We start from the raw sequence: 25,882 nt of genomic DNA, 5'->3' as shown, positions 1-25,882 counted from the left end.
ATCAATGGCTTGCAAAACCCTGCAGAAAGCTCGGGTAATGCACCTTGATACAAATTAATTTGGCGAAGTCGGTAACCGATGAGCAGGTAGGGGATCGATTTCCAGTCTTTTCTGGCATAATCGCGCCCCCTTATGACCGGGTCAGAAAACCTTCATGATCGATTTATTCAGCGGACTGGATGCCTGGGTGCTTGTGAGCCTCCTGCTCGCCCTGACATTTGTCCTCGCCTTCGAGTTCATCAATGGATTTCATGACACCGCTAACGCGGTAGCCACTGTTATCTACACCAAAGCGATGCCGCCTCACCTGGCGGTGTTCTTCTCGGGCGTGTTCAACTTCCTCGGCGTATTGCTGGGCGGCGTTGGCGTGGCGTATGCCATCGTGCACCTGCTGCCCGTAGAACTGTTGATCAACGTAAACACCGGCCATGGTCTGGCAATGGTGTTCTCGCTGCTCGCCGCCGCGATCGCCTGGAACCTGGGCACCTGGTACTTCGGTATCCCGGCCTCCAGTTCGCACACGCTGATCGGTTCGATCCTCGGTGTCGGCCTGGCCAACGCCCTGATCAACGAAATTCCACTGGCCGACGGCGTCAACTGGCAGAAAGCGATCGATATCGGCGCCTCGCTGGTGTTCTCGCCGATGGCGGGCTTCCTGATCGCCGCGCTGGTGCTGATCGGCCTGAAATGGTGGCGCCCGCTGTCGAAGATGCACAAGACGCCGGAACAGCGCCGCAAGATCGACGACAAGAAGCACCCACCGTTCTGGAACCGTCTGGTCCTGGTGATCTCGGCCATGGCCGTAAGCTTCGTGCACGGTTCCAACGACGGTCAGAAAGGTATCGGCCTGATCATGCTGGTACTGATCGGTATCGTGCCTGCGCAGTTCGTCCTCGACCTGAACAGCACCACCTACCAGATCGAGCGTACTCGTGACGCGACCCTGCACCTGAGCCAGTTCTACAAGCGCAACGCCGACACCCTGGGCGAGTTCCTGGCGCTGGGCAAAAGCGTGGAAGGCGACCTGCCGGAGAAATTCCGTTGCAACCCGCAACAGACCGAACCGACCATCGCCGCCCTGCTCGACACCCTTAAAGGTGTAGCGGACTACCACTCGCTGTCCTCGGAAAGCCGCATCGAAGTGCGTCGCTACCTGCTCTGCCTGGACGACACTGCGAAGAAGGTCAGCAAACTGCCAGGCCTGGCCCCGCGTGAGAAATCCGACCTGGACAAGCTGCGCAAAGACCTGACCACCACCACCGAATACGCCCCGTTCTGGGTGATTCTGGCGGTCGCCCTGGCCTTGGGCCTGGGCACCATGGTCGGCTGGAAACGCGTGGTACTGACCATCGGCGAGAAGATCGGCAAGCAAGGCATGACCTACTCGCAAGGCATGTCGGCCCAGATCACCACCGCCAGCCTGATCGGCCTGGCCAACATCTTCAGCCTGCCGGTATCCACCACCCACGTCCTTTCCTCGGGCGTGGCCGGCACCATGGTCGCCAACAAAAGCGGCCTGCAAGGCGGCACGGTGAAAACCATCCTGCTGGCCTGGGTCCTGACCCTGCCGGCCACCGTCGCCCTGTCGGCCGGCCTGTTCTGGCTGGCGTCGAAAGCGCTGGGTAGCTGATAGACAGCTGTAATGAAAAAGGCGTGATTCGCAAGGATCACGCCTTTTTTATTGCTTCCAGAAATGGGACGCGGAGCGTACCGGGCGGCATTCCCACGCAGAGCGTGGGGAACGATCAAAGCAAAAGCAGTCCGCCAGCCGCAACACCCGAAAAACCGATATTCACAAAAAACACTCAAAGCATGGTCGGCCAAAAGGCCGCCAGGAAGACAAAAAAAAGGGCAACCGAAGTTGCCCAAAATGCCTTGCGTGCTCATCAAATCCAGAAGAATCAACGCTTCTTGCGCTTGTTCGCATCCTTCCAGATAAAAAATCCAAACCCTGCAAAAAACAGAACCATCAGGCCCACAGTCAGGACCCCGGCAAACACCACGTTATCGAAAAACATGACTGGCCTCCTGGCCCCTGCTCTGCTGCGATGGAACCAAGTTAACCAATCAGGCAGGCGCAGGAATTGACCGGGATCAATGCCGGTCACCGCACGGAGGAAAGGAAGGGAAATAACTGACCTGCATCAAAGGATGCAGGGGAGATCAACGCTTTTTCGGTTTGTTTTTTGGCTTTTTCTTCGGCTTGCCCAACGGCATGGCCTGCTCGAAAGCCTGGCGTACCTCATTCAGGCGCTTCTCGTTGAGGTCATGGATCCGCTTGGCGCGTTCAGTGTTGAGGTCGATCAGCTTGTCGTCTTGGCTCATGGCGTTCGGTGCATCGCTTGGACTGAATCACAACTGCCGGTTCACCGACAGGACTGCGCCAATAATGCGGCCTGACGCAGGCGCTGACCAGCCACTGACCTAAACGCTGTACAACAATTCATGTACCGCCCACCGGATTTGCCCGCACAATCGGCGCTTTGCCGTTAATAAGAAGGATCTGCGTCGTGCCCCTGCATCAGGATCTGCCCCCGCTGATGGCCTTGCGCGCTTTTGAAGCCGTGGCCCGTCATTTGAGTTTCATCAAGGCTGCCGATGAGCTGTCGGTGACCCAAAGCGCGATCAGCCATCAGGTGCACAAACTCGAAGAATTCCTCGATCAGCGATTGTTCGTGCGCCGCACCCGGGCGATCGATCTGACACCTGCCGGCGAACAGTATTACCGGCAAATCCAACCGGCCCTGGCCGCGATTGCCGCCGCCACCCACGAACTGCGCGGCGAGCGCCCCACCACTCTGCGCATCGGTCTGCTCGCTTCCTTCGCCACTTTATGGCTGGCACCACGTCTGGCGGACTTCCACGCGAAATACCCGAACATCCATGTCGAGCTGCTGCCCGCCGTGCAACTGGCCGACGTCGACGCCGGCGAGGTGGATCTGGCGATCCGCTATGGCAAGGGCGGCTGGGCGAGAGTCGAGGCCCGCCGGTTCATGGGCGAAACCCTGACACCGGTGTGCAGCCCGGACTTCAAGGCCAAAGGCGTGAACAACGGGCCCTTGCTGATGGCCAAATCGCACCAGCCGTTCGAATGGATCGACTGGCAGCAACACAGCGGCATCGATCTGGCTCATGTGCCCAGCGTCATGCTCCACGACTACAACATCGTCGTCGAAGCGGCCGTGGCCGGTCAGGGCATTGCCATGGGTCGCCAGCGAATGATCGAACGACGAATCAAGGAAGGCGCCCTGGTGCCGGCCTTCGACACGCCGCCGATGCTCGGCGATATCGGCTATTGGCTGGTCACCCCGCAACGCCCGCCCACACCGGCGGCGCAAAGCTTCTGCCAGTGGCTGGAGGAAACCGCGAACGCGTGAATTTTTTGGATACGTCGGATTAAATCTATCCGTTTGTCGCCCTTCCCTCGGGACAACATGCTGAAGCCTTCACTCAGGAGGACTTCCCATGACCGATTCCCTCAGCCAACGTGTTCAACAACTCGGCCTGCGCCTGCCCGAACCGAGCCAGCCGATCGCCAATTACGTCAACCACGTGGTCAGCCAGAACAATTTGTTCATCTCCGGACAGATTCCGTTGCTCGACGGCAAACCTGCGTTCATCGGGCGACTGGGCGAAGCGATCTCCGAGGAAGAAGGTGCCAACGCCGCCGAATTGGCGGCCCTGGGGCTGCTCGCCCAATTGAGCCATTCGCTGGGTGACGACCTGTCGAAACTGGTGCGCATCCTGCGCCTCGGGGTTTTCGTCGCCGCCGCACCGGACTTCAAGGCTCAGGGCGTCGTTGCCAACGGCGCCTCGAATCTGCTGGTCAACGCTCTCGGCGACAAGGGCCGTCACGTGCGCACCGCAGTCGGCGTGTCGAGCCTGCCGGCCGGCGTGGCGGTGGAAATCGACGCGATTTTCGAGATCAAGCCGTGAACATCGACGACCTCACGCACCTGCGCGCCGCCACACCCGGCTGCGCTCAGGTGATCCACTTCAACCACGCCGGCGCCTCGCTGCCAAGCCAGGCTACCCTCGACGCAGTGATCGAACAGTTGCAACGCGAAGCGCTCGGCGGGCCAATGGAATCGGCAGACAACCGGGTACAGGAACGCGCGCGCAATGCGGCCGCCGCCCTGCTCAACGCCGAACCCGAGGACATCGCCTTCGCCAGCAGCGGCTCGGCAGCCTGGAGTCAGGCGTTCAACGCACTGGGGCCGTGGCAGCCCGGGGAGCGAATTCTGGTGGGCCGCCATGAATGGGCCGGCAATCTGGCATGCATGGCCGAAGCGGTGAAGGCCGGCGCGCGGCTTGAAGTGATTCCTTGTGACGCCCATGGTGCGGTCGACCCGCAAGCTCTGGCGCAGATGATCGACGGCCAGGTACGGCTGATCGCACTCACCTGGCTTCCGGCCAACGGCGGCCTGATCAATCCCGCCGCGCAGATCGGCCGCGTGGCACGGCGCCACGGCATCCCTTATTTCATCGACGCCGGTCAGGCGCTGGGGCAGTTGCCCTGTGACGTTCAGGCGTTGCAGTGCGACATGCTCAAGGGTGCCGGACGCAAGTTTCTGCGCGGCCCGCGCGGCACGGCGCTGATGTACATCCGGCCGGCATTTTTGCAACGGCTGCTCCCCGTGCAACGCGATGTATTGTCGGCGCCGTGGGACGGCAGACGATTCACCCTGCGCGACGACGCGCGCCGCTTTGAAACCAGTGAAGTATCGCTGGCCCTGCTGGCCGGGCTGGCCAATGCGCTGGAAGAGTACAATCGCCTCGGCGCAATCCCGGTTCGCCAGCGGATCGAACAACTGAGCAGCGAATTGCGCCAACGCCTGAAGGCGATTCCCGGCCTGACGCTGCGGGATCTCGGAGCGACCCACCAACAATCCGGGTTGATCGCCTTCACGCTGGAAGGCTGGGACAGCGTGGCGCTGAAGCAGACATTGGCCGAACGGCGAATCAACATCGGTGCCAATGGCGTGGCCTACACGCCGCTGGACATGCAGGCGCGCGGGCTGACAAATATCGCGCGGGTGGCGGTGAGCTATTTGAACACGCAGGAAGAGATCGACGTGTTGCTGGAAAACCTGACGGAATTGGCCGCCCGGCCTCAGATTTCGATGTCGACCCAAAGCCCCTGACGCGGCTGATCTTCCATCAGCGGTGCCACCGGCACGGTGTTGTCGGCATTCAGTTCGGTACCGGGCACGGCGAGATGCGCTTCGGGGTCATCGTCGGCTTCGCGGCGCCGGCGATCGCGCTCCTGCTGGCGGCGCTGCTCTTCGCGCAGCAGATAGCCGTCCTCTTCCGGATCGCGCTTTTGCAAGTCGATGGTGCTTTCGTTGGAGCTTTCCTGCACCGGCACCACAGGGGGAATATCCGGTCGCTGGCGGATCGGATCCTGCTGGGAGGTGATCGGCACGGCGCTCAGGGGGAGCATCGGTGGCAGCATATGAAGGGTCTCCTGTCAGCAGGTTATCGGCGGCGCCCAGGGTGCCTTGAGCCATCGGTCGCAAACTTGTGACCGGTTTGGCACTCAGGGGTGCCGCAACATCCCGTAAAACCGATGCATGACCTAATCTTCCCTGCAATTGGCCGATTGCGTTTAAAAGCCGGGCCGAGGCTCCTTATCCTTTGGCCTCGGGCCCTCATTCCGTTAAGATAGCCCGCTTTTTCAAGGTGGGAGTCAGGCAGCATGGCGCAGCAGTATCAACCGGGGCAACGCTGGATCAGTGACAGCGAAGCAGAGCTTGGTTTAGGCACCGTTCTGGCACAGGATGGCCGCTTGTTGACCGTGCTTTACCCGGCCACTGGCGAGACTCGCCAGTACGCGCTACGGAATGCGCCCCTCACCCGCGTGCGGTTCTCGCCCGGCGATTCGATCACGCACTTCGAAGGCTGGAAAATGACTGTCCAGCAAGTCGACGACGTCGACGGCCTGATGGTCTACCACGGCCTCAACGCGCAGAACGAAGCCGTCACCCTGCCGGAAACCCAGCTGTCGAACTTCATTCAGTTCCGTCTGGCCAGCGACCGCCTGTTCGCCGGCCAGATCGACCCGCTGGCGTGGTTCTCCCTGCGCTATCACACCCTGGAACACACCAGCCGCCAGTTGCAGTCTGCGCTCTGGGGCCTGGGTGGCGTGCGTGCACAACCGATCGCCCACCAGTTGCACATTGCCCGTGAAGTCGCCGACCGCATCGCGCCGCGCGTATTGCTGGCGGACGAAGTGGGTCTGGGCAAGACCATCGAAGCCGGTCTGGTGATCCATCGCCAGTTGCTGTCGGGCCGCGCCAACCGCGTGCTGATCCTCGTTCCGGAAAACCTCCAGCACCAATGGCTGGTGGAAATGCGCCGGCGTTTCAACCTGCAGGTCGCGCTGTTCGACGAAGAGCGCTTTATCGAAAGCGATGCCACCAACCCGTTCGAAGACACCCAACTGGCGCTGGTGGCGCTGGAGTGGCTGGTCGACGATGAAAAGGCGCAGGACGCCCTGTTCGCTGCCGGCTGGGACCTGATGGTGGTCGACGAAGCCCACCATCTGGTGTGGCATGAAGACAAAGTCAGCCCGGAATACTCGCTGGTCGAACAACTGGCCGAAGTCATTCCCGGCGTGCTGCTGCTCACCGCGACGCCGGAACAACTCGGCCAGGACAGCCACTTCGCCCGTCTGCGCCTGCTCGATCCGAACCGTTTCCATGACCTGGCCGCCTTCCGCGCCGAGAGCGAAAACTATCGCCCGGTGGCCGAAGCCGTTCAGGAGCTGCTGGACAAGGGGCGCCTGTCGCCGGCCGCGCACAAGACCATCCACGGCTTCCTCGGCAACGAAGGTGAAGCCCTGCTCACCGCCGTCAACGATGGCGACAGCGAAGCCAGCGCCCGACTCGTGCGTGAACTGCTCGACCGCCACGGCACCGGCCGCGTGCTGTTCCGTAACACCCGCGCCGCCGTGCAGGGTTTCCCGGAGCGCAAACTGCACCCGTACCCGCTGCCGTGCCCGGACGAATACCTGGAACTGCCGCTGGGCGAACACGCCGAGCTGTACCCGGAAGTCAGTTTCCAGGCCCAGCCGGACGCCAGCGAAGAAGAACGCTGGTGGAAATTCGACCCGCGCGTCGAGTGGCTGATTGACCAGCTGAAAATGCTCAAGCGCACCAAAGTGCTGGTGATCTGCGCCCACGCCGAGACCGCGATGGACCTGGAAGACGCCCTGCGCGTGCGCTCCGGCATCCCGGCCACGGTGTTCCACGAAGGCATGAACATCCTCGAGCGTGACCGCGCCGCCGCCTACTTCGCCGACGAAGAGTTCGGCGCGCAGGTGCTGATCTGCTCGGAAATCGGCAGCGAAGGTCGCAACTTCCAGTTCGCCCACCACCTGGTGCTGTTCGATCTGCCGTCGCACCCGGACCTGCTGGAGCAGCGGATCGGTCGTCTGGACCGGATCGGCCAGAAGCACATCATCGAACTGCACGTGCCGTACCTGGAAACCAGCCCGCAAGAGCGCCTGTTCCAGTGGTACCACGAAGCGCTGAACGCGTTCCTCAACACCTGCCCGACCGGCAACGCCTTGCAGCATCAGTTCGGCCCGCGCCTGCTGCCGCTGCTCGAAGAAGCCGACGATGGCCAGTGGCAAGCGCTGATCGACGAAGCGCGTACCGAGCGCGAGCGGCTGGAAGCCGAGCTGCACACCGGTCGCGACCGCCTGCTGGAACTCAACTCCGGCGGCGCCGGCGAAGGTGAAGCGCTGGTCGAGGCCATCCTCGAACAGGACGATCAGTTCGCCCTGCCGATCTACATGGAAACCCTGTTCGACGCCTTCGGTATCGACAGCGAAGACCATTCGGAAAACGCTCTGATCCTCAAGCCGAGCGAGAAGATGCTCGACGCCAGCTTCCCGCTGGGCGACGACGAAGGCGTGACCATCACCTACGACCGCAACCAGGCGCTGTCGCGCGAAGACATGCAGTTCATCACCTGGGAACATCCGATGGTACAGGGCGGCATGGATCTGGTGCTGTCCGGTTCGATGGGCAACACCGCCGTCGCGCTGATCAAGAACAAGGCGCTCAAACCAGGCACCGTACTGCTGGAACTGCTCTACGTCAGCGAAGTGGTTGCCCCGCGCTCGCTGCAACTGGGTCGCTACCTGCCGCCGGCCGCCCTGCGCTGCCTGCTCGACGCCAACGGCAACGACCTGTCGTCGCGTGTGGCCTTCGAAACCCTGAACGATCAACTGGAAAGCGTGCCGCGCGCCAGCGCGAACAAGTTCATCCAGGCCCAGCGCGACCAGCTGACGCCACGGATCAACGCCGGTGAAAGCAAGGTCGCCCCACGCCACGCCGAGCGCGTCGCCGAAGCCCGCCGTCGTCTGGCAGCCGACACCGACGAAGAACTGGCGCGCCTGACCGCGTTGCAAGCAGTCAACCCGACCGTGCGCGACAGCGAACTGGACGCCCTGCGCAAGCAGCGTGAACAAGGTCTGGCGATGCTCGACAAAGCGGCGCTGCGACTGGAAGCGATCCGGGTGCTGGTAGCGGGCTGAACCGCCCTGCTCCATCGCCAAAAATGAAAAGGCCCGCAGTGATGCGGGCCTTTTTTGTACACCGCAGATCGTTCCCACGCTCCGCGCGGGAATGCCTCAAGGGACGCTCCGCGTTCCAGCTCTCGAATGGGACGCAGAGCGTCCCGGGCTGCATTCCAACGCAGAGCGTGGGAACGATCAGGCGATGCAGGTCATCAAGCGGTAACGGCCTGACTCTGCGGCTCAACCACTGCCACCAGCCCTTCCTTCATCCGCTTCGCATCCCGCACAAAACACCGCGACGCGAGGAACAGGAACACCATGGTCAGGAACAGCGCCGCCGGAATCAGGTACATCGCATCATGCAGGCCGACAGCCTTGAACGCTTCGGTCATCTGCTCGGCACCCGCCGAGACCATCGCCGACTTGGCGAAGTGATCCGACAAACCGCCCACCACTACCGGCCCCAGGCCGCCGCCGAGCAGATACAACCCGGCGAAGAACAGCGCCATCGCCGTAGCCCGCAGACGTGGCTCGACCACATCCTGAATCGCCGTATACACGCAGGTATAGAAGTTGTAGGCGAACAGCCAGCCAACGCTGAACACCGCGACAAACACCCCGATCTCGATACGCCCGGCATGCAGCGCCCACGCCGTGCAAAGGGTCGAGATGATCAGGCTGAACGCGGCAAACAGCAGTCGCCCGTTGGCCACCCGCTGGTGAATCTTGTCGGCGATCCAGCCGCCGAGGGTCAACCCGACAAGCCCGGTCACACCGACGATCACGCCGGTCGCCACCGCCGCTTCCTGCAACGGCATCAGGAAATAACGCTGGAGCATCGGCACCAGGAACGAGTTGCAGGCGTAGGTCGCGAAGTTGAAGCACAGCCCGGCCATCACCAGCCACAGGAAGGTCGGCACGGCGAGAACGCGGCGGATCGGCTTGTCGACTTTCTCCTGGGACACCTGCACGGTTTCCGCCGCGCCGCGCTTGGGTTCCTTGATGAAGAACATGAACACCGCCAGCACCAACCCTGGCACGGCGGCAATAAAGAACGGCGCGCGCCAGCTGTCGAACGCCTTGACCATCCAGCCGATGGTGAAGAAAGCCAGCAGCAGCCCCAGCGGCAGGCCGAGCATGAAAATGCCCATGGCCCGAGCGCGGCGATGGGCCGGGAACAGGTCGCCGATCAGTGAGTTGGCGGCGGGTGCGTAACTCGCTTCCCCGATGCCGATCCCCATGCGCACCAGCAGGAAACTCCAGAAACTGCCGACCAGACCGTTAACGGCAGTCAGCGCGCTCCAGGTCGCCAGGCCCCAGCCCATCAGTTTGCTGCGCGAACCGGTATCGGCCAGGCGCCCCAGTGGTAATCCGGCAATCGCGTAGACCAGCGTGAACGCGGTGCCGACGATCCCGAGCTGGAAGTCGCTGAGGTGCCATTCCATGCGGATCGGTTCGATGATGATCGCCGGAATGGTGCGGTCGAAGAAATTGAACAGGTTGGCGAGGAACAGCAGGAACAGAATGCGCCAGGCATTCGCCGCTTGGGTCGAGTTCTGCATGGGTCCGTCTCTTTATTGTTATTGGGGCTTCACTGCCAACGCATCCGAGCCCTGAACCTGCAATCTAGTCACGCTCGTCGGGGCTGTCTGTCATCATTCGTCAGCCTGATGACAAGCCATGGCCGTGTAACGAAACGTAAGCCCTTGAAATGCTTCGAATCCCCCTGAAACCGGGGGGTTTGCGGAAAAATCCGGCAATGAAAAAATACTTTCGCGCCCCCCTTCCCAACGCCGTGGCAAAGCCTAGAATGGCCGCCGGATCCGTCCGGATCCTGCCGATCAATCCCTTTGATACCCCCGCCCATGTCCGAAGCCAGTCCGTGTCTGAATTGCGGTGCCTGCTGTTCCCATTTTCGTGTTTCTTTTTTCTGGGGTGAATGCGCATCCTCCGGCGGGACAGTCCCCGATGAACTGGTCACTCAGATCACGCCCAGCCGGGTCGCGATGATCGGCACCGACCGCAAGGCGCCGCGCTGCACCGCGCTGGAAGGCGAAGTCGGAAAGTCAGTGGCCTGCACGATCTACGACAAGCGTTCCAGCCCCTGCCGCGAGTTCGAAGCATCGTGGGAAAACGGCGCGCAGAACATCGACTGTGACAAGGCACGTGCCCGTTTCGGCCTGCCGCCACTGCAACCGCACTGGAACGAAGTCGCCTGAACTCCGGCATCCGGGCACTTAGCGCCAATCGCTATGACGCTAATGCCGAAATCATTAGCGCCAATGTGCCACTATCGCTTGCACGGCAAAAACCGCCTCTATACTCCAGACATTCGCCTGCGTTGATGACGCAGTAAGGACGTATTCAGAGACGGGGCATGCTATGGAATGGCTTGGTTTGCAATTTGTTGCCGAGCAGCCGGAGAGCGGGCAGGTCATCCTCAATTGCACACACAATCCCCTGTTGGTGCTGGTGGCCTACCTGGTCGCCTGCGCCGCGAGTTTCGCCACCCTCGACATGGCCGAACGGGTCGCCCACGCTGAAGAACCCGGTTCGCAGCGACTGTGGCGCTGGATCGGCGCAACCTGCCTGGCCGGCGGCATCTGGGCCATGCATTTCATCAGCATGCTGGCGTTCCAGGCGCCGATCGACATTCAGTACGATCTGCCCGTGACCCTGTTTTCGCTGTTAATTGCGTTACTCGCATCCTGGCTGGCGATGCACACCCTGAGCACGCCCCAACCAAGCCTGCTGGAATACCTCAAGACCGCCATCGTCATCGGCCTTGGCATCGCCGGCATGCACTACGTCGGCATGGCGGCCATCGAATCCGCCGCCACGACTTACTACCAACCCACTCTGTTCATCTCATCGATCGTGATCGCCATCGGCGCCAGCTTCGCCGCGCTGTGGGTGGCCGGTCATTTGCGCGAAGGCAACGGCCTGCACATCCAGATGCTCAAATACGTGGCGGCGTTGATTCTCGGTGCGGGCATCCTCAGCATGCACTTCACCGGCATGGCCGCACTGCAACTGGTGCTGCCCGAGGGGCAATTGCCGACTCAGGCGTCGCAAACCAGTCACTTGCAGTTGGGCCTCACCGTCGCGTTGATCACATTGCTGATCCTCGGCAGCGCCATCAGCGCCGCATTGGCCGACAAGAAGCTGCAGAACAAGGAACACGACCTGCGCCGGGTCAACGCCCTCCTCAGCCAGCTCGATCAGGCACGCATGTCGCTGCAGCACGTGGCCAACTACGACGCCCTGACCAACCTGATCAACCGGCGCGGTTTCAATCAGATCTTCGCGGAAAAACTCAGCCAGAAATCCAGCGAAGGCGGCATGCTGGCCGTGATGTTTCTCGACATCGACCACTTCAAACGCATCAACGACAGCCTCGGCCATGACGCCGGCGATCAACTGCTCAAGGTTATCGCCCAGCACATCAAGGGCTCGGTCCGTAGCCATGAAGACGTGGTGGCGCGGTTTGGCGGCGACGAGTTCTGCATCCTGATCGGCCTGCGCGACCGCGAAGAAGCGCGCAATCTGGCCCAGCGCATCATGCTCAAGATGAAAGAGCCGATCGAACTGGCCGGACGGCGCATGGTGATGACGACCAGCATCGGCATCAGCCTGTTTCCCGAAGACGGCACGACCTGCGATGAACTGCTCAAGCACGCAGATCTTGCGCTGTACCAGTCCAAGGGCGCCGGGCGCAACGGCGTGCACTTCTTCGATTCCAACCTGAAAAACCGCGCCAGCCTCGAGTTGCAACTGGAGGAAGAACTGCGCCATGCGCTGCGTGAAGAGAACGGCCTGCTGCTGTATTACCAGCCGATCTTCGAACTCAAGACCGGCAAGGTCACCAAGCTCGAAGCGCTGATCCGCTGGCAGCATCCGGTGCACGGCCTGCTCACCCCGGATCGCTTCATTGCCATCGCCGAAAACAACGGCCTGATCGCCGAGCTCGACAACTGGGTCCTGCGCAAGGCCTGTGAAGACCTCGGCGAGTTGTCGCGCCATGGTTGCGAAGACTTGAAGATCGCCTGGAACTGCTCACCACTGAATCTGGCCCGGGAAGAACTGGCCAATGAAATCGAGCATGCCTTGCGCAGCGCCGGCGTCGCCCCGGAACGGCTGGAACTGGAAGTCACCGAAAACGCCTTGATGGGCAACATCGCTAACACCCTGGTGCTGTTGCGGCAGATCCGCGCCCTCGGCGTGTCACTGTCGATCGACGACTTCGGCACCGGCTATTCGTCGCTGGCCTACCTCAAGCGCCTGCCGCTCAACACCTTGAAGGTTGATCGCTCGTTCATCCTCGACATTCCCAAGGCCACCGCCGACATGGAGATCGTCCAGGCGATCATCGTCATGGCGCACACTCTGCATTTACAGGTGGTCACCGAAGGCGTCGAGAGCCTGGAGCAATACGAGTTCCTCGAGCGCTCGGGCTGCGACTTCATTCAGGGTTACCTGCTCAGTCGCCCGGTTCCGCTGGCCGAACTGCGTCCGGTGCTCGAAGAAATCAATCAACGCAAACACACGCACACGGTCAATCCGCTGAGTCTGGCGCGCGGTACATTTGCACCAGTGTCGCTGGATCCTTCTGCAAAAAGCCTTGTGCCCCATGCAGGCGCATCAGTTGTGCGGCCAATCCGCTGATCGGCGTGGCCGAGCCGGTTTCCCGGGAAAACTTCACTGCGGTATCCAGATCCTTGAGCAGCGTGCGCACGTGCCATTTCACCGGTTCAAAACGGCTTTCGGCCATTTGCGGGGCGAGGATCTGCAGCGGCTTCGAATCGGCGAAACCACCGGCCAGCGCCTCGGCGATCAGGCTGGCATCGACCCCGGCCTGTTCGGCCAGCGCCACCACTTCGGCGATCACCAAGGCATTGCAGGCGACGATCATCTGATTGCAGGCCTTGGTCACCTGGCCGGCGCCGACGCCGCCCATGTGCGTGACGCGCTGCCCGAGTTCGAGCAACACCGGGCGTACCCGATCAAGGTCCGCTGCATCACCGCCGACCATGATCGCCAGACTGCCCGCCTCGGCCCCGACCACTCCGCCGGACACCGGCGAATCGAGCCAGGCCATGCCCGTCTTGCCGGCAAGCTCAGCCGCCATTTCTCGGGTGGCCGTCGGTTCGAGGCTGGAAAAGTCCACCAGCAACTGACCGGGTTTCGCCCCTTCGGCCACACCGGCCGGGCCGAACACCACCTCGCGCACCACCGCCGTGTCCGCCAGGCACAACATCACCACACCAGCCTGTTCACAGAGTTCGGAGGGTGTTGCCACCTGCCGGGCGCCGGCCTCGACCAGCGGCGCGCACTTGGCCGGGTTGCGGTTCCACACGGTCAACGGATAACCGGCGGCCAGCAGACGGCGGCACATCGGCAGGCCCATCAGGCCGATTCCGGCAAACCCCAACGAAGGTCGCGTTGACATCATTTAGCCTCCTTTTGATTAAAGATCGCCGAATAATGGCCGATCCATCATCAATCAGGAAAGGATTCCCCCGCGCGGCACTCAGGCCATCACCCTGACGCACGGGCCAAACACGCGCAGAAAAAAGACGCGAGATTCCCATTCCGTGAGGCTCGACGACAGCGGTCGCCGATCCAACCAGTCCAGGTAAATGGCGCACAATGACTTCTAAAAACAATCCGGCCACTGCGGTATCCGATCTGACTCTGAGCCCTGCGGCGAACAGCCCTGCCCCAATGAAGCCATTGCCACCTTCGCGTCCGCTGGGCACCCAGCAATACCTGTATTTCACCGAAACCAATACCGACCGCATCCTCGACAATCTCGATGGCCTGCGTGACCTGGTGTTCCCGCGCCCGCCGCATCTGGAAGGCGACAACGAACAGCACAACGACCAGGAATTCCCCTCGGTGTGCCTGATCGGCCTCGGTCGCTGCGGCTCCAACATCGCCCTCGACGTGGCGGAGCTGGTGTACAACGCGCGCAAGTTCTACCTCAACGAATTCAACAACGAAGATCGTCCTTCGAGCGAGCGTCGCCTGGCCGACAAAGGCTACAGCCCGGCCCAGTGGATCAAGACCAACCTGCGAATCGGCCCGAACAAGGGCAGCAAACCGGTGTTTCTGGTGGAACCGCTGGTGATGCTCGGCGACCTCGACAAGGACATTGCCGGGCGCATCCGTTTCTCGCGCAAGGGCGAAAAAAGCGGTTTCCTGCGCGATTACAGCAAGATGAAGATCATGGACTTGTCGGAAGTCCACGCCGGTGGCGCCGGTAACGCGCCGATCCTCGGCCAGTATCTGGCGAAGATCATCCTCAACAAGGACACCCAGCGCTTCTCCAGCCCTGACTGGAAAATGATCCACTCGTACCTGATCGACAGCTGCGGGATCAAGGCCAACCAGTCGCGCCTGTATTTCTCGATCTTCAGTGCCGGCGGCGGTACCGGTTCGGGCATGGCCTCGGAATTCGGCCTGGCCCAGCAGCACTCGTACATGAACAAGACGTTCGACACCAAGCCGATGGACGAGCATGACGGCAAGAGCGGTCATTCGTTCGTGTTCGAACCGATCTTCACCAGCGGCATCTGCGTGCTGCCGAACATTTCCGACCACCGCAGCGAAATGTCCGAGGCGCTGCACATCAACGCCGGTCGCCTGCTGTGCAAATACCTGTCGGAAGAATGGGATTTCTCGTACAACTTCGCCAACGAAGACAGCAGCGAAGCCAGCGTCATGGGCCGTATCCGCCCATGGAACGCGATGATGCTGATCTCCAACGACATCATGCGTTACGCCGAAGAGAGCGATGACGGCAACATCCAGAACATTGATGTCAATGCGATGGAGAAACACGCCAACCAATATATCTCGCAGCAGATCTTCAACATTCTGACGGCCCAGGCGGTTACGACCGACTACGACCAGAACTATTTCCGTCGCGCCGGCATCGACATCGGCGAGACCATTCGCCTGGATGCCAACGACCTGTTCATGAGCCTGGCCGGCCCGGTGGCGATTGCCTACGCCGAGTCCGTGGTGCCGGAAACGCCGCCGCCGAGCAGCGACAAATTCAAGGTGTTCGACAAAGAGCCGCAGCGCCTGAACATCGACGACCTGTTCTTCCGCTCGATCGACCTGCCGCACTTCAACAAAGTGACCCAGGCCATCGAAGGCATCAGCCTGTTGCCGATCGAGTCCAAGCGCTATCGCGCGTCGCTGGAGCAGTACAAGAATTCCGGCTACGACGCGGCCGCGCTGCACGACCTGCACTTCTTCAAGAACTGCTCGTCGGTGGTCTCGATCGTTTCGCTGCCAAAAGACTACAAGCTGTCGTACATGGACCTGAACCGGTTGAAGACCCACCTCAACAGCCTGTTCCCCAACACCACGCTCAAGCGCTACGCGCTGGTGATAGGCGCCTCGGCCAACCTGTCGCTGACCACCCTGATCGCCAAGAGCCCGTGCCTGTCGGACGACTTCCTGACGCTGATCGTGGCGTTCATCAAGCGTTGCTTCGCTAAGACCCCGTACCGTTTCGATGACACCCTGGACAATTCGATCCTCGATTTCATCATCAGCGAAGCATTCGACGAAGACCGCATCGACGACCTGCTGAACGAGTTCGAGAACCCGGCGAAAATCCTGGATACCAACTGGTATGCGATCAAGCCGATGTACGAGAAGAAGTACCGCGAGCTGATCAACGACAAAGAGAAGTTTGTCTCGATCAACGACATTCGCCTGTCGCGCGATTGCGTGAAGAAGTCGATCAAGTACCTGCGCGAGATCTACCGTCACCGGATCGGCAAGACCAAGGTTATTTCCCTCAATAACCATACTGGCAAGTCTTACTCGGTCTGATCGAAGACCGGGTCGCCCCCATCGCTGGCAAGCCAGCTCCCACAGTTTTCGTGGTGTCCACAATATTGTGTTCACTCGGCCCCTGTGGGAGCTGCGGTGCGACGACTCGACTTGCCAGCGATGAGGCCCCGAAATTCCCTGGAAATTTCAGTCTTTCCAACATCCCGAAACAATTAAGCAGCCGTTAGGCTGCTTACTGAACTGTGCCCGTTACGTTTACGTCACCGTTATGCCACCCACGCTTGTGGCATTTCTCTACGGCAACGTGCCATCACGCTACTCGGCTACACACTTTTTCCCGGCAGTGACACGCACCACAAAAGGGCATCGATTCAGCGCGACGCCCTTTCCTGGATCAGAATCCACGGTCGCACCACAACCGACCACAACTCGGGATCGCGCTCAAGAATGTCTTGCGCCCGCGGCGCAGAGAGCTTGGCGACCTTATCTTCGCCCAGCCAGGCAGCCACTTTCGCGCTCTGATTCGATGCCATTGCCTCTGCCACGGCGATCAAATCCAGCTCGGCGCTGACCCATAACAGGTCACCCTTGGCAAAGAAGGGCTCCAGCTCCTTCCACGTAATAGTTGCGGTTTCACCAAGCAGCTTGGCATAGAGGGTGCTAGGTTCTTGATTCATGGGACTGTCCGGAAAAGAAATCGGCGCGAATGATAACGTCGGTGGTCCGGCAGAAAAACCCGGTTGCAAAAGGCCGTACCGAACGAAAAGAGCAGGAACGCCAGGGAATGCTGATGATTGGGTATAAACCCTCTGAACGCCCCGCCGCAATTCTGTCTTTTTCTTTCATTTAAGCGACACCCTCAGGTTTTGCCCCCTGGCGCCAGCTTCCCAGGCCAACAACCGGCGCTCTACACTGTACCGGTACAGTTGCCGGGGGCTTTTCCGGAGGGTATCGCCTAGATATCTGTCCCGGTTCTGCTGCTACGGCGTCAGGACTCTAAAAAATACAACAGTAAGAGTGGAGCACTATGACTAAGGCTACTAAGCAGATTTCCAAACTGTTTGCCGCTATGGTTCTGGCCGGGGTTGCCAGCCATTCGTTCGCGGCTGACACCATCAAGATCGGTATCGCCGGCCCCAAAACCGGTCCAGTAGCCCAGTACGGCGACATGCAGTTCAGTGGCGCGAAAATGGCCATCGAACAGATCAACGCCAAAGGCGGCGTCGACGGCAAGAAGCTCGAAGCCGTTGAATACGATGACGCTTGCGATCCTAAACAAGCGGTAGCGGTTGCGAACAAGGTCGTCAACGACGGCGTCAAGTTCGTGGTCGGTCACCTGTGCTCCAGCTCCACTCAGCCTGCTTCGGACATCTACGAAGACGAAGGCGTGATCATGATCACCCCGGCTGCCACCAGCCCGGACATTACCAACCGTGGTTACAAAATGGTCTTCCGCACCATCGGTCTGGACAGCGCCCAGGGCCCTGCCGCCGGTAACTACATTGCCGATCACGTGAAGCCGAAAATCGTCGGCGTGCTGCACGACAAGCAGCAGTACGGTGAAGGCATCGCCACCGCCGTCAAATCCACCCTCGAGAAGAAAGGCACCAAGGTTGCCGTGTTCGAAGGCGTCAACGCCGGCGACAAGGACTTCTCCGCGATCATCGCCAAACTCAAGCAAGCCAACGTCGACTTCGTCTACTACGGCGGCTACCACCCGGAGCTGGGCCTGATCCTGCGTCAAGCCCAGGAAAAAGGCCTGAAAGCCAAGTTCATGGGTCCGGAAGGCGTGGGTAACGACTCGATCACCCAGATCGCCAAGGACGCGTCCGAAGGCCTGCTGGTGACCCTGCCGAAATCCTTCGACCAGGATCCGGCCAACGTGGCCCTGGCCGATGCATTCAAGGCCAAGAAAGAAGACCCGAGCGGTCCGTTCGTGTTCCCGTCCTACTCGGCAGTTGAAGTGATTGTCGGCGGTATCGCTGCGGCCAAGTCCGAAGACCCTGCCAAAGTGGCTGAAGCCATCCACGCCGGTACTTTCAAGACCCCGACCGGCGATCTGAGCTTCGACGCCAAGGGCGACCTGAAGGACTTCAAATTCGTGGTTTACGAGTGGCACAACGGCAAACCTAAAACCGAAGTGTCGCCTCAGTAAGGCGCTGCCTGACTGACTGCCAATAAAGCCCACGGCGTGCCGTGGGCTTTGTTTTACGAATGTATTGGGCCGCGCTGGCGTGATCCGCCAGTCTCCCCACCTGAAAATCTCAAAACCGTCATCAGCGGTTCGCTGGCAAAACCCGGATTCGAAGTGGATAAAGATCCACGGGACCGGGCGGGAAAATGACTCCACCAGTGAAATGCGTATCAGGTTTTTAGGAGCGCTGTAATGCCTGACATCTATCACTTCTTCCAACAGCTGGTTAACGGCTTGAACGTTGGCAGCATGTATGCCCTGATCGCCATCGGCTACACGATGGTCTACGGCATCATTGGAATGATCAACTTCGCCCACGGCGAGGTGTACATGATCGGTTCCTACGTGGCGTTCATCGCCATCGCCGGGCTGACCATGATGGGACTCGAAAGCGTCCCGCTGTTGATGACCGTGGCGTTCATCGCCAGCATCGTCGTCACCAGCTCCTACGGTTACAGCATCGAACGCATTGCCTACCGCCCGTTGCGCGGCAGCAACCGTCTGATCCCGCTGATTTCCGCGATCGGTATGTCGATCTTCCTGCAGAACACCGTTCTGCTGGCGCAAGACTCCAAGGACAAAGCTATCCCCAACCTGATTCCGGGCAATTTTGCCTTCGGCCCAGGTGGCGCACAGGAAGTGCTGATTTCCTACATGCAAATCGTGGTGTTCGTGGTGACCCTGATCGCCATGCTCGGCCTCACGCTGTTCATCTCCCGCTCTCGCCTGGGCCGCGCCTGCCGCGCCTGCGCCGAAGACATCAAGATGGCCAACCTGCTGGGCATCAACACCAACAACATCATCGCCCTGACCTTCGTCATCGGTGCTGCGCTGGCGGCCGTCGCGGCCGTGCTGCTGAGCATGCAATACGGCGTGATCAACCCGAACGCCGGTTTCCTCGTCGGCCTCAAGGCCTTCACCGCTGCGGTACTGGGCGGGATCGGCAGCATCCCCGGCGCCATGCTCGGCGGGCTGGTGCTCGGGGTGGCGGAAGCCTTTGGTGCCGATATCTTCGGCGACCAGTACAAGGATGTCGTGGCTTTCGGCTTGTTGGTTCTGGTGCTGTTGTTCCGTCCGACCGGCATTCTGGGCCGTCCGGAGGTTGAGAAAGTATGAACAGGAATCTTAAACAGGCGCTGTTCAGCGCCTTGCTGGTCTGGGCCGTGGCCTATCCGGTACTGGGTCTGAAACTGACCATCGTCGGCATCAACCTGGAAGTGCACAACACCAGCCCGGCCATTCTGGCGACCATCGCCATCTGCTCGGTGCTGATGTTCCTGCGGGTGCTGTTCAACCAGCAGATCAGCAAGGCGTGGCGTTCGTCGCCGGGCATGCCGCTGATCCCGGCCAAGGCCAGCAACTTCCTGACCCTGCCGACCACCCAGCGCTACTTCATCATCGCGCTGATCATCGGTGCGCTGGTGTGGCCGTTCTTTGGCTCCCGTGGCGCGGTGGACATCGCGACGCTGATCCTGATCTACGTGATGCTCGGCCTGGGCCTGAACATCGTGGTCGGTCTGGCCGGTCTGCTCGACCTGGGTTACGTCGGCTTCTACGCCGTCGGCGCCTACAGCTACGCGCTGCTGTCGCACTACTACGGCCTGAGCTTCTGGATCTGCCTGCCGATTGCCGGCCTGATGGCGGCGACGTTCGGCTTCCTGCTCGGTTTCCCGGTATTGCGTCTGCGCGGCGACTATCTGGCGATCGTGACCCTGGGTTTCGGGGAAATCATCCGCCTGTTCCTGCGTAACCTGACCGACATCACCGGCGGCCCGAACGGCATCAGCAACATCGAGAAACCGACGTTCTTCGGCCTGACCTTCGAACGCAAGGCCGCGGAAGGCCTGCAAACCTTCCACGAGTACTTCGGCCTGGAATACAACTCGATCAACAAGGTGATCTTCCTCTACCTGGTTGCCCTGCTGCTGGCGCTGGCGGCGCTGTTCATCATCAACCGCCTGCTGCGCATGCCGATCGGCCGTGCGTGGGAAGCACTGCGTGAAGATGAGATTGCCTGCCGTGCGCTGGGTCTCAACCCGACCGTGATCAAGCTGTCGGCGTTCACCCTGGGCGCGAGCTTCGCCGGTTTTGCCGGCAGCTTCTTCGCCGCCCGTCAGGGTCTGGTGACGCCGGAATCGTTCACCTTCATCGAGTCGGCGATCATCCTCGCCATCGTGGTGCTGGGTGGCATGGGCTCGCAGCTGGGCGTGATTCTCGCGGCTGTGGTGATGATCCTGCTGCCGGAAATGATGCGTGAGTTCAGTGAGTACCGCATGTTGATGTTCGGCGCCCTGATGGTGCTGATGATGATCTGGCGACCTCAAGGTCTGCTGCCCATGCAACGTCCTCACATGGAGCTGCGCAAATGAGCCGCGAGATCCTGAAAGTCGAAAATCTGAGCATGCGCTTCGGCGGCCTGCTGGCAGTCAACGGCGTGGCCCTGACCGTGAAGGAAAAACAGGTGGTGGCACTGATCGGGCCGAACGGCGCCGGCAAGACCACCGTGTTCAACTGCCTGACCGGTTTCTACCAGCCGTCGGGCGGCAGCATCCTGCTGGACGGCGAGCCGATCCAGGGCCTGCCGGGCCACAAGATCGCCCTCAAAGGCGTGGTGCGCACGTTCCAGAACGTGCGGTTGTTCAAGGACATGACGGCGGTCGAGAACCTGTTGATCGCCCAGCACCGTCATCTGAACACCAACTTCCTGTCCGGCCTGTTCAAGACCCCGGCGTTTCGCAAGAGCGAGCGCGAGGCCATGGAGTTCGCCGAGTACTGGCTGGAAAAGGTCAACCTGAAAGAGTTCGCCAACCGCCCCGCCGGCACCCTGGCCTACGGTCAGCAGCGTCGCCTGGAAATCGCCCGCTGCATGATGACCCGTCCGCGGATTCTCATGCTCGACGAACCGGCCGCCGGCCTGAACCCGAAGGAAACCGAAGACCTCAAGGCGCTGATCAGCGTGCTGCGTGAAGAGCACAATGTGACCGTGCTGCTGATCGAACACGACATGAAACTGGTCATGAGCATTTCCGACCACATCGTCGTGATCAACCAGGGCACGCCTCTGGCCGACGGCACGCCGGAACAGATCCGCGACAATCCTGAAGTGATCAAAGCCTACCTGGGGGAAGCGTAAATGCTGCAGTTCGAAAACGTTTCCACCTTCTACGGCAAGATCCAGGCCCTGCACAGCGTCAACGTCGAAGTCCGCCAGGGCGAGATCGTGACCCTGATCGGCGCCAACGGTGCCGGCAAGTCCACGCTGCTGATGACGCTGTGCGGTTCGCCGCAGGCCCACAGTGGCAGCATCCGCTACATGGGTGAGGAACTGGTCGGCCAGGACTCGTCGCAGATCATGCGCAAAAGCATCGCCGTGGTGCCGGAAGGCCGTCGGGTGTTTGCCCGCCTGACTGTCGAAGAAAACCTGTCCATGGGCGGATTCTTCACCGACAAGGGCGACTATCAGGAACAGATGGACAAGGTTCTCGGACTTTTCCCACGCCTGAAAGAACGCTTCAACCAGCGTGGCGGCACCATGTCCGGCGGCGAACAGCAAATGCTCGCCATCGGCCGCGCGCTGATGAGCAAGCCGAAACTGCTCCTGCTCGACGAGCCGTCGCTGGGCCTGGCACCGATCATCATCCAGCAGATCTTCGACATCATCGAACAGCTGCGCAAGGACGGTGTGACGGTGTTCCTGGTCGAGCAGAACGCCAACCAGGCGCTGAAAATCGCCGACCGCGCCTACGTGCTGGAGAACGGCCGGGTGGTCATGCAAGGCACCGGTGAAGCGCTGCTGACCGACCCGAAAGTACGCGAGGCGTACCTCGGCGGTTGATGGATCGCAGCAAACAGAAAACGGCCTTCGGGCCGTTTTCTGTTTGTGCCGGAAAAAAACTTTTACCGATCGCTGTAACGCATCGCCAAGTCGTTTCTCTAGTGGGGCAAGCAAGCGCATTTGCTTGTTCAACCCAAGTAAAAGACCGGAGAAACATCATGACTGCTACCACCCGCACCCTGTCCGCCACCGCCCTGGTTCTGGCCCTCGGTTCTGCCCTGAGCATGGCCGCCGTTTCGACCGCTCAGGCCGCCGACAACAGCAACATGGAAAAATGCTTCGGCGTGGCCATGAAAGGTCATAACGACTGCGCCGCCGGCGCCGGCACCACCTGTGCAGGCACAGCGAAAATGGATTACCAGGCCAACGCCTGGAAATTCGTACCGAAAGGCACCTGCACCACCACCGAAAGCAAGACCTCGCCGACCGGTTTCGGCCAGATGGAAGCCTTCAAGGCCAAGTCCTGATCCACGGCCTGCCCGAGTGACGAACATGATCACCTCCTGCGACCATGCCTCCCCCCGCACTCGGGCAGCCCTCACCGGGCTCCCGCCCCGCGCCGGGCTGGGGCTCAAGACCGGGCACTTTCGTGAAGTGCTCGGTTCTCTTCCGGACATCGGATTCTTCGAGGTCCACGCCGAAAACTACATGGTGGCCGGCGGCCCGTTCCATCATTTTCTGGGTTTGATCCGCGAGGCGTATCCGCTGTCGCTGCACGGTGTCGGGCTGTCTATCGGTACCGAAGGCGCGCTGGATGTCCAGCACCTCAAACGCCTGGCGGCACTGATCGAGCGCTATCAACCCCAATCCTTTTCCGAACACCTGGCCTGGTCCAGCCATGGCCCGGTGTTTCTCAATGATTTGCTTCCTCTGGCGTATGACACACCGACGCTGAACCGCGTCTGTGACCACATCGACCAGGTGCAGAACACCCTCAAACTCCCGATGCTCCTGGAAAACCCGGCAACCTATCTGGCGTTCGAGCGCTCGACCATCGACGAAGCGGATTTCATCCGTGAAGTCGTCCGGCGCAGTGGCTGCGGCCTGTTACTGGACGTGAACAACGTCTACGTCTCGTGCATCAACCATCAACGTGATCCCTTGGCCTATCTCGACGCACTACCTCTGCGCGCAGTGGGCGAGATTCATCTGGCGGGGTTTGCTGAAGACTCCGACAGCCACGGTGATCGTTTGCTGATCGACGATCACGGCGCGCCAATCGATCAAGCCGTCTGGTCGTTGTACCGGCAAGCGCTGGAACGCGTCGGCCCGGTGGCGACGCTGATCGAACGGGACAATCAGGTGCCGGCCTTTAACGTGCTGTTGGCAGAAGCGCAGCAGGCCGATGCGCTGTTGCTGGGTGCGGGAGCTCGGCCATGAGTAATCAAACCGCGTTCAGCGCTGCGTTGCTCGATACCGGGCTGCCCTGCCCCGACGGTTTGTGCAGCACCAACGGCGCCGATCCTGCCAGCCGTTTCGCGGTCTACCGCAACAACGTGCAGGGTTCGCTGATCAACGCACTGGCCGACAGCTATCCCGTGGTGATGCAGTTGGTGGGTGACGAATTCTTCCAGGCCATGGCCGGCGTTTTCGTGCAAAGCCATCCGCCACACAGTCCGTTGATGAGCGACTACGGCAGTGAGCTGGCGGACTTCATCAGCAGATTCGAACCTGCCGCGAGCGTCCCCTATCTGGCCGACGTCGCGCGGCTGGAACGCTTGCGCACGCTGGCTTATCACGCGGCCGATGCTTTGCCTTTGAGTCAGGAGCGGATCGCCGCCGTGTTTGCAGATGCCGATGCGCTGAATGAACTGCGCATCGGCCTGCACCCTTCGCTGCATCTGCTCGATTCAAGCTTCGCCGTAGTGAACATCTGGGCCGCGCATCAGCACGACGCCACACTGGCCGGGATCGATCCTCTTCACGCCCAACACGCGTTGATTCTGCGCAACGGACTGGAGGTCGAGGTGTTCGCCGTGGATCGCGGCGCCGGCCAGTTCATTCGCCACCTCAAGGCCGGCCTGTCACTCACGCAGGCGCTGGAGTCCGCCGAAGCCTTCGACCTCAGCCAGACCCTCGCCCTGCTGATCAACCGCCAAGTCATCACTCATTTCTATCCAAAGGTGTCGTCATGAACTGTCTCGTTGCGCGCGCCATCGCGCTGCTGGAAAAAATCCCACACAGCCTGATCGCCTTCATCGCGCGTTTTTCCATCGCGGCGGTGTTCTGGAAATCCGGACAGACCAAGGTCGAGGGCCTGGCCATCGACCTGATCGACGGAACATTCCAGATTGGCTGGCCGCATCTGGCGGACTCGACGATTCCGCTGTTCCAGAGCGAATACCACGTGCCGTTGCTGTCGCCGGACATCGCCGCGCACATGGCGGCGTTTGCCGAGCACTTCTTCCCGATGCTGATCCTGATCGGCTTCGCCACACGGTTTTCAGCGCTGGCCTTGCTGGGCATGACGCTGGTCATCGAGCTATTCGTCTACCCCGACGCCTACCCGACTCACGGCACCTGGGCAGCGGTTCTGCTGTACCTGATGGCCACCGGGCCGGGCAAAGTGTCGATCGATCACCTGATCGCCAGGCACTACAACCGGTCCAGCGCTTCGCCGCTGAGTTTGAACCAGCCGATCAGGTAATCCGCCAGCACCTGAGTCCGTTTCGGTAATCCTCCCTGATAAGGGTGCACCAGGTACATCGGCATGCGACGGGTCTGAAAATCGCGAAGGAGCCAGCGCAATCGGCCGTCAGCCAATTCCGCCTGCAACAGATAGGACGGCAGGCGAGCGATCCCGGCGCCGGCCAGTGCGGCTTTCTTCAACAGGTTGTAGTGATTGCTGGCGAACGGTCCCGACACCCGCACCCGCAGCAGTTCGTGTTGCTGGTGATAAAGCCATTCCTCGCGACCGCTGTAATGACTGTTGAGCAGGCAACGGTGTTCGGCCAGTGCCTGCGGCGTCAGTGGTTCGCCAAAACGTTCCAGATAGGCGGGGCTGGCGCAGGTCATTTCCTGCCAGGCCAGCAGCGGCCTGGCCACCAGTCGCTCGTCATTGGCGACCTCGGTGCGAATCGCCAGATCGAAGCCGTCGCGGGACAGGTCGCGGTAGCTGTTGTTCAGCTCCAGTTCGATCTGCACTTCGGGGTATTTCTGCGAGAAGTCCAACAGCAGACCGTCGAAGAACGTTTCTCCCAGCGACACCGGAACCGTCATACGCACCGGGCCAGCCATGTCGTCCTTCAATCGCGCCAATGCCTGACGCGCTCGCTCCACCTGGACTACCAGCGCCTGTGCCTGTGGCAACAACGCCGCACCGGCCGCGGTCAGGCTCAGCCGACGCGTCGTACGTTGCAGCAACACCACGGAAAAACGCGCCTCCAGCTGACTGATACGCTTGGACAGCTGCCCCTTGCTGCACCCCAATTGCTGCGCCGCCAGGGTAAAACTGCCGGCCTCGATCAACACCGCGAACGCCGCCAGATCATCCATCTCGCTCATGGATTGTTTC

Annotated in this window: 24 protein-coding genes; 17 read left to right on the top strand and 7 right to left on the bottom strand. The window is 60.9% G+C overall.

Translation table 11 applies throughout. From position 1 onward, the window contains the following. The first annotated feature begins 154 nt into the window (after positions 1-154). Positions 155-1,630, top strand: a complete 1,476-nt coding sequence (locus AC1MDC_RS06095) for an inorganic phosphate transporter (RefSeq protein WP_085697448.1) — start codon at positions 155-157, stop codon at positions 1,628-1,630. Positions 1,631-1,901: 271 nt separating this feature from the next. Here AC1MDC_RS06095 and ccoM read toward each other — a convergent pair whose 3' ends face one another. Both ccoM and AC1MDC_RS06085 read right to left on the bottom strand, forming a co-directional pair. Then, positions 1,902-2,018 (bottom strand): cytochrome c oxidase subunit CcoM, encoded by a 117-nt coding sequence (gene ccoM / locus AC1MDC_RS06090; RefSeq protein ID WP_305880187.1) that lies wholly within the window; start codon positions 2,016-2,018, stop codon positions 1,902-1,904. A gap of 145 nt (positions 2,019-2,163) precedes the next feature. Next, positions 2,164-2,325, bottom strand: a complete 162-nt coding sequence (locus tag AC1MDC_RS06085) for a hypothetical protein (RefSeq protein ID WP_170929710.1) — start codon at positions 2,323-2,325, stop codon at positions 2,164-2,166. 185 nt (positions 2,326-2,510) lie between these two features. Here AC1MDC_RS06085 and AC1MDC_RS06080 point away from each other — a divergent pair, with 185 nt between their 5' ends. The 3 genes from AC1MDC_RS06080 to AC1MDC_RS06070 all read left to right on the top strand — a co-directional run bounded on the left by AC1MDC_RS06080 (position 2,511) and on the right by AC1MDC_RS06070 (position 5,144). Further along, positions 2,511-3,377, top strand: coding sequence for a LysR substrate-binding domain-containing protein (locus AC1MDC_RS06080; RefSeq protein ID WP_085697447.1), 867 nt, complete (start codon positions 2,511-2,513; stop codon positions 3,375-3,377). An 88-nt stretch (positions 3,378-3,465) separates the two neighbouring features. After that, positions 3,466-3,936 carry a RidA family protein gene (locus AC1MDC_RS06075; RefSeq protein WP_266202206.1) on the top strand — a complete coding sequence of 157 codons (471 nt, stop codon included), beginning with the start codon at positions 3,466-3,468 and terminating at the stop codon, positions 3,934-3,936. Beyond that, positions 3,933-5,144 (top strand): aminotransferase class V-fold PLP-dependent enzyme, encoded by a 1,212-nt coding sequence (locus AC1MDC_RS06070; protein ID WP_480392668.1) that lies wholly within the window; start codon positions 3,933-3,935, stop codon positions 5,142-5,144. Before AC1MDC_RS06075 ends, AC1MDC_RS06070 begins: the two co-directional genes overlap by 4 nt. Here the strand turns inward: AC1MDC_RS06070 and AC1MDC_RS06065 are convergent. Further along, positions 5,114-5,455 (bottom strand): hypothetical protein, encoded by a 342-nt coding sequence (locus tag AC1MDC_RS06065; RefSeq protein WP_007959194.1) that lies wholly within the window; start codon positions 5,453-5,455, stop codon positions 5,114-5,116. The genes AC1MDC_RS06070 and AC1MDC_RS06065 overlap by 31 nt on opposite strands. 243 nt (positions 5,456-5,698) lie before the next feature. Here AC1MDC_RS06065 and rapA point away from each other — a divergent pair, with 243 nt between their 5' ends. Further along, positions 5,699-8,545, top strand: coding sequence for an RNA polymerase-associated protein RapA (rapA, locus tag AC1MDC_RS06060; protein WP_085697444.1), 2,847 nt, complete (start codon positions 5,699-5,701; stop codon positions 8,543-8,545). 194 nt (positions 8,546-8,739) lie between these two features. Here rapA and AC1MDC_RS06055 read toward each other — a convergent pair whose 3' ends face one another. Next, entirely contained in the window at positions 8,740-10,089 is a 1,350-nt protein-coding gene (locus AC1MDC_RS06055; RefSeq protein WP_085697443.1) for a spinster family MFS transporter, read from the bottom strand. A 303-nt stretch (positions 10,090-10,392) separates the two neighbouring features. Here AC1MDC_RS06055 and AC1MDC_RS06050 point away from each other — a divergent pair, with 303 nt between their 5' ends. Together AC1MDC_RS06050 and AC1MDC_RS06045 are read left to right on the top strand one after the other, a co-directional pair. Next, positions 10,393-10,746 carry a YkgJ family cysteine cluster protein gene (locus AC1MDC_RS06050; RefSeq protein WP_085697442.1) on the top strand — a complete coding sequence of 118 codons (354 nt, stop codon included), beginning with the start codon at positions 10,393-10,395 and terminating at the stop codon, positions 10,744-10,746. 163 nt (positions 10,747-10,909) lie between these two features. Continuing rightward, positions 10,910-13,192 (top strand): putative bifunctional diguanylate cyclase/phosphodiesterase, encoded by a 2,283-nt coding sequence (locus tag AC1MDC_RS06045; RefSeq protein WP_480392667.1) that lies wholly within the window; start codon positions 10,910-10,912, stop codon positions 13,190-13,192. Here AC1MDC_RS06045 and AC1MDC_RS06040 read toward each other — a convergent pair. Beyond that, entirely contained in the window at positions 13,083-13,979 is an 897-nt protein-coding gene (locus tag AC1MDC_RS06040; protein WP_480392666.1) for an NAD(P)-dependent oxidoreductase, read from the bottom strand. The genes AC1MDC_RS06045 and AC1MDC_RS06040 overlap by 110 nt on opposite strands. Positions 13,980-14,176: 197 nt before the next feature. Between AC1MDC_RS06040 and AC1MDC_RS06035 the strand changes: the two genes are divergently transcribed. Beyond that, entirely contained in the window at positions 14,177-16,378 is a 2,202-nt protein-coding gene (locus AC1MDC_RS06035) for a hypothetical protein (RefSeq protein ID WP_085697440.1), read from the top strand. Positions 16,379-16,710: 332 nt separating this feature from the next. On the opposite strand, the gene AC1MDC_RS06030 is transcribed toward AC1MDC_RS06035, so the two are convergent. After that, positions 16,711-17,016 (bottom strand): DUF2288 domain-containing protein, encoded by a 306-nt coding sequence (locus tag AC1MDC_RS06030; RefSeq protein ID WP_085697439.1) that lies wholly within the window; start codon positions 17,014-17,016, stop codon positions 16,711-16,713. Positions 17,017-17,366: 350 nt separating this feature from the next. Between AC1MDC_RS06030 and AC1MDC_RS06025 the strand changes: the two genes are divergently transcribed. The 9 genes from AC1MDC_RS06025 to AC1MDC_RS05985 all read left to right on the top strand — a co-directional run bounded on the left by AC1MDC_RS06025 (position 17,367) and on the right by AC1MDC_RS05985 (position 25,015). Continuing rightward, a complete protein-coding gene (locus AC1MDC_RS06025) occupies positions 17,367-18,494 on the top strand; it encodes a branched-chain amino acid ABC transporter substrate-binding protein (RefSeq protein ID WP_064382946.1) in 1,128 nt (375 codons plus the stop codon). Between the two features lie 231 nt (positions 18,495-18,725). Further along, the gene (livH, locus tag AC1MDC_RS06020) at positions 18,726-19,649 is read left to right on the top strand and encodes a high-affinity branched-chain amino acid ABC transporter permease LivH (protein ID WP_480392665.1); all 924 of its coding nucleotides are present in this window, start codon (positions 18,726-18,728) and stop codon (positions 19,647-19,649) included. Beyond that, on the top strand, positions 19,646-20,902 hold the full coding sequence (locus tag AC1MDC_RS06015) for a high-affinity branched-chain amino acid ABC transporter permease LivM (protein WP_085697438.1): 1,257 nt from the start codon (positions 19,646-19,648) through the stop codon (positions 20,900-20,902). Before livH ends, AC1MDC_RS06015 begins: the two co-directional genes overlap by 4 nt. Then, positions 20,899-21,666 carry a high-affinity branched-chain amino acid ABC transporter ATP-binding protein LivG gene (livG, locus tag AC1MDC_RS06010; RefSeq protein WP_085697437.1) on the top strand — a complete coding sequence of 256 codons (768 nt, stop codon included), beginning with the start codon at positions 20,899-20,901 and terminating at the stop codon, positions 21,664-21,666. Before AC1MDC_RS06015 ends, livG begins: the two co-directional genes overlap by 4 nt. Continuing rightward, the gene (locus AC1MDC_RS06005) at positions 21,667-22,368 is read left to right on the top strand and encodes an ABC transporter ATP-binding protein (RefSeq protein WP_003222380.1); all 702 of its coding nucleotides are present in this window, start codon (positions 21,667-21,669) and stop codon (positions 22,366-22,368) included. It abuts the gene before it with no gap. Positions 22,369-22,526: 158 nt separating this feature from the next. After that, on the top strand, positions 22,527-22,835 hold the full coding sequence (locus AC1MDC_RS06000) for a BufA1 family periplasmic bufferin-type metallophore (RefSeq protein WP_085697436.1): 309 nt from the start codon (positions 22,527-22,529) through the stop codon (positions 22,833-22,835). A gap of 25 nt (positions 22,836-22,860) precedes the next feature. Next, the gene (gene bufB / locus AC1MDC_RS05995; protein WP_480392664.1) at positions 22,861-23,748 is read left to right on the top strand and encodes an MNIO family bufferin maturase; all 888 of its coding nucleotides are present in this window, start codon (positions 22,861-22,863) and stop codon (positions 23,746-23,748) included. Next, the gene (locus tag AC1MDC_RS05990; protein ID WP_266202199.1) at positions 23,745-24,503 is read left to right on the top strand and encodes an HvfC/BufC N-terminal domain-containing protein; all 759 of its coding nucleotides are present in this window, start codon (positions 23,745-23,747) and stop codon (positions 24,501-24,503) included. Before bufB ends, AC1MDC_RS05990 begins: the two co-directional genes overlap by 4 nt. After that, positions 24,500-25,015 (top strand): DoxX family protein, encoded by a 516-nt coding sequence (locus tag AC1MDC_RS05985; protein WP_266202198.1) that lies wholly within the window; start codon positions 24,500-24,502, stop codon positions 25,013-25,015. The genes AC1MDC_RS05990 and AC1MDC_RS05985 overlap by 4 nt, the downstream gene beginning before the upstream one ends. Here AC1MDC_RS05985 and AC1MDC_RS05980 read toward each other — a convergent pair. Then, complete coding sequence (locus tag AC1MDC_RS05980; RefSeq protein ID WP_085683276.1) at positions 24,964-25,872, bottom strand: LysR family transcriptional regulator; 909 nt, start codon at positions 25,870-25,872, stop codon at positions 24,964-24,966. The genes AC1MDC_RS05985 and AC1MDC_RS05980 overlap by 52 nt on opposite strands. Between the last annotated feature and the right edge of the window lie 10 nt (positions 25,873-25,882).

Source organism: Pseudomonas sp. 1 (genome assembly GCF_056626735.1).
Note: the sequence above shows the minus strand (reverse complement) of the source record. Positions and strands in the feature narration are given on the sequence as shown.

Bases quoted from the DNA above. Each gene is read 5' to 3' on its own strand.
- AC1MDC_RS06095 (WP_085697448.1), top strand. From the start codon at position 155: ATGATCGATTTATTCAGCGGACTGGATGCCTGGGTGCTTGTGAGCCTC.
- ccoM (WP_305880187.1), bottom strand. From the start codon at position 2,018: ATGTTTTTCGATAACGTGGTGTTTGCCGGGGTCCTGACTGTGGGCCTG.
- AC1MDC_RS06085 (WP_170929710.1), bottom strand. From the start codon at position 2,325: ATGAGCCAAGACGACAAGCTGATCGACCTCAACACTGAACGCGCCAAG.
- AC1MDC_RS06075 (WP_266202206.1), top strand. From the start codon at position 3,466: ATGACCGATTCCCTCAGCCAACGTGTTCAACAACTCGGCCTGCGCCTG.
- AC1MDC_RS06065 (WP_007959194.1), bottom strand. From the start codon at position 5,455: ATGCTGCCACCGATGCTCCCCCTGAGCGCCGTGCCGATCACCTCCCAG.
- rapA (WP_085697444.1), top strand. From the start codon at position 5,699: ATGGCGCAGCAGTATCAACCGGGGCAACGCTGGATCAGTGACAGCGAA.
- AC1MDC_RS06055 (WP_085697443.1), bottom strand. From the start codon at position 10,089: ATGCAGAACTCGACCCAAGCGGCGAATGCCTGGCGCATTCTGTTCCTG.
- AC1MDC_RS06050 (WP_085697442.1), top strand. From the start codon at position 10,393: ATGTCCGAAGCCAGTCCGTGTCTGAATTGCGGTGCCTGCTGTTCCCAT.
- AC1MDC_RS06045 (WP_480392667.1), top strand. From the start codon at position 10,910: ATGGAATGGCTTGGTTTGCAATTTGTTGCCGAGCAGCCGGAGAGCGGG.
- AC1MDC_RS06040 (WP_480392666.1), bottom strand. From the start codon at position 13,979: ATGATGTCAACGCGACCTTCGTTGGGGTTTGCCGGAATCGGCCTGATG.
- AC1MDC_RS06035 (WP_085697440.1), top strand. From the start codon at position 14,177: ATGACTTCTAAAAACAATCCGGCCACTGCGGTATCCGATCTGACTCTG.
- AC1MDC_RS06030 (WP_085697439.1), bottom strand. From the start codon at position 17,016: ATGAATCAAGAACCTAGCACCCTCTATGCCAAGCTGCTTGGTGAAACC.
- AC1MDC_RS06025 (WP_064382946.1), top strand. From the start codon at position 17,367: ATGACTAAGGCTACTAAGCAGATTTCCAAACTGTTTGCCGCTATGGTT.
- livH (WP_480392665.1), top strand. From the start codon at position 18,726: ATGCCTGACATCTATCACTTCTTCCAACAGCTGGTTAACGGCTTGAAC.
- AC1MDC_RS06015 (WP_085697438.1), top strand. From the start codon at position 19,646: ATGAACAGGAATCTTAAACAGGCGCTGTTCAGCGCCTTGCTGGTCTGG.
- livG (WP_085697437.1), top strand. From the start codon at position 20,899: ATGAGCCGCGAGATCCTGAAAGTCGAAAATCTGAGCATGCGCTTCGGC.
- AC1MDC_RS06005 (WP_003222380.1), top strand. From the start codon at position 21,667: ATGCTGCAGTTCGAAAACGTTTCCACCTTCTACGGCAAGATCCAGGCC.
- AC1MDC_RS06000 (WP_085697436.1), top strand. From the start codon at position 22,527: ATGACTGCTACCACCCGCACCCTGTCCGCCACCGCCCTGGTTCTGGCC.
- bufB (WP_480392664.1), top strand. From the start codon at position 22,861: ATGATCACCTCCTGCGACCATGCCTCCCCCCGCACTCGGGCAGCCCTC.
- AC1MDC_RS05990 (WP_266202199.1), top strand. From the start codon at position 23,745: ATGAGTAATCAAACCGCGTTCAGCGCTGCGTTGCTCGATACCGGGCTG.
- AC1MDC_RS05985 (WP_266202198.1), top strand. From the start codon at position 24,500: ATGAACTGTCTCGTTGCGCGCGCCATCGCGCTGCTGGAAAAAATCCCA.
- AC1MDC_RS05980 (WP_085683276.1), bottom strand. From the start codon at position 25,872: ATGAGCGAGATGGATGATCTGGCGGCGTTCGCGGTGTTGATCGAGGCC.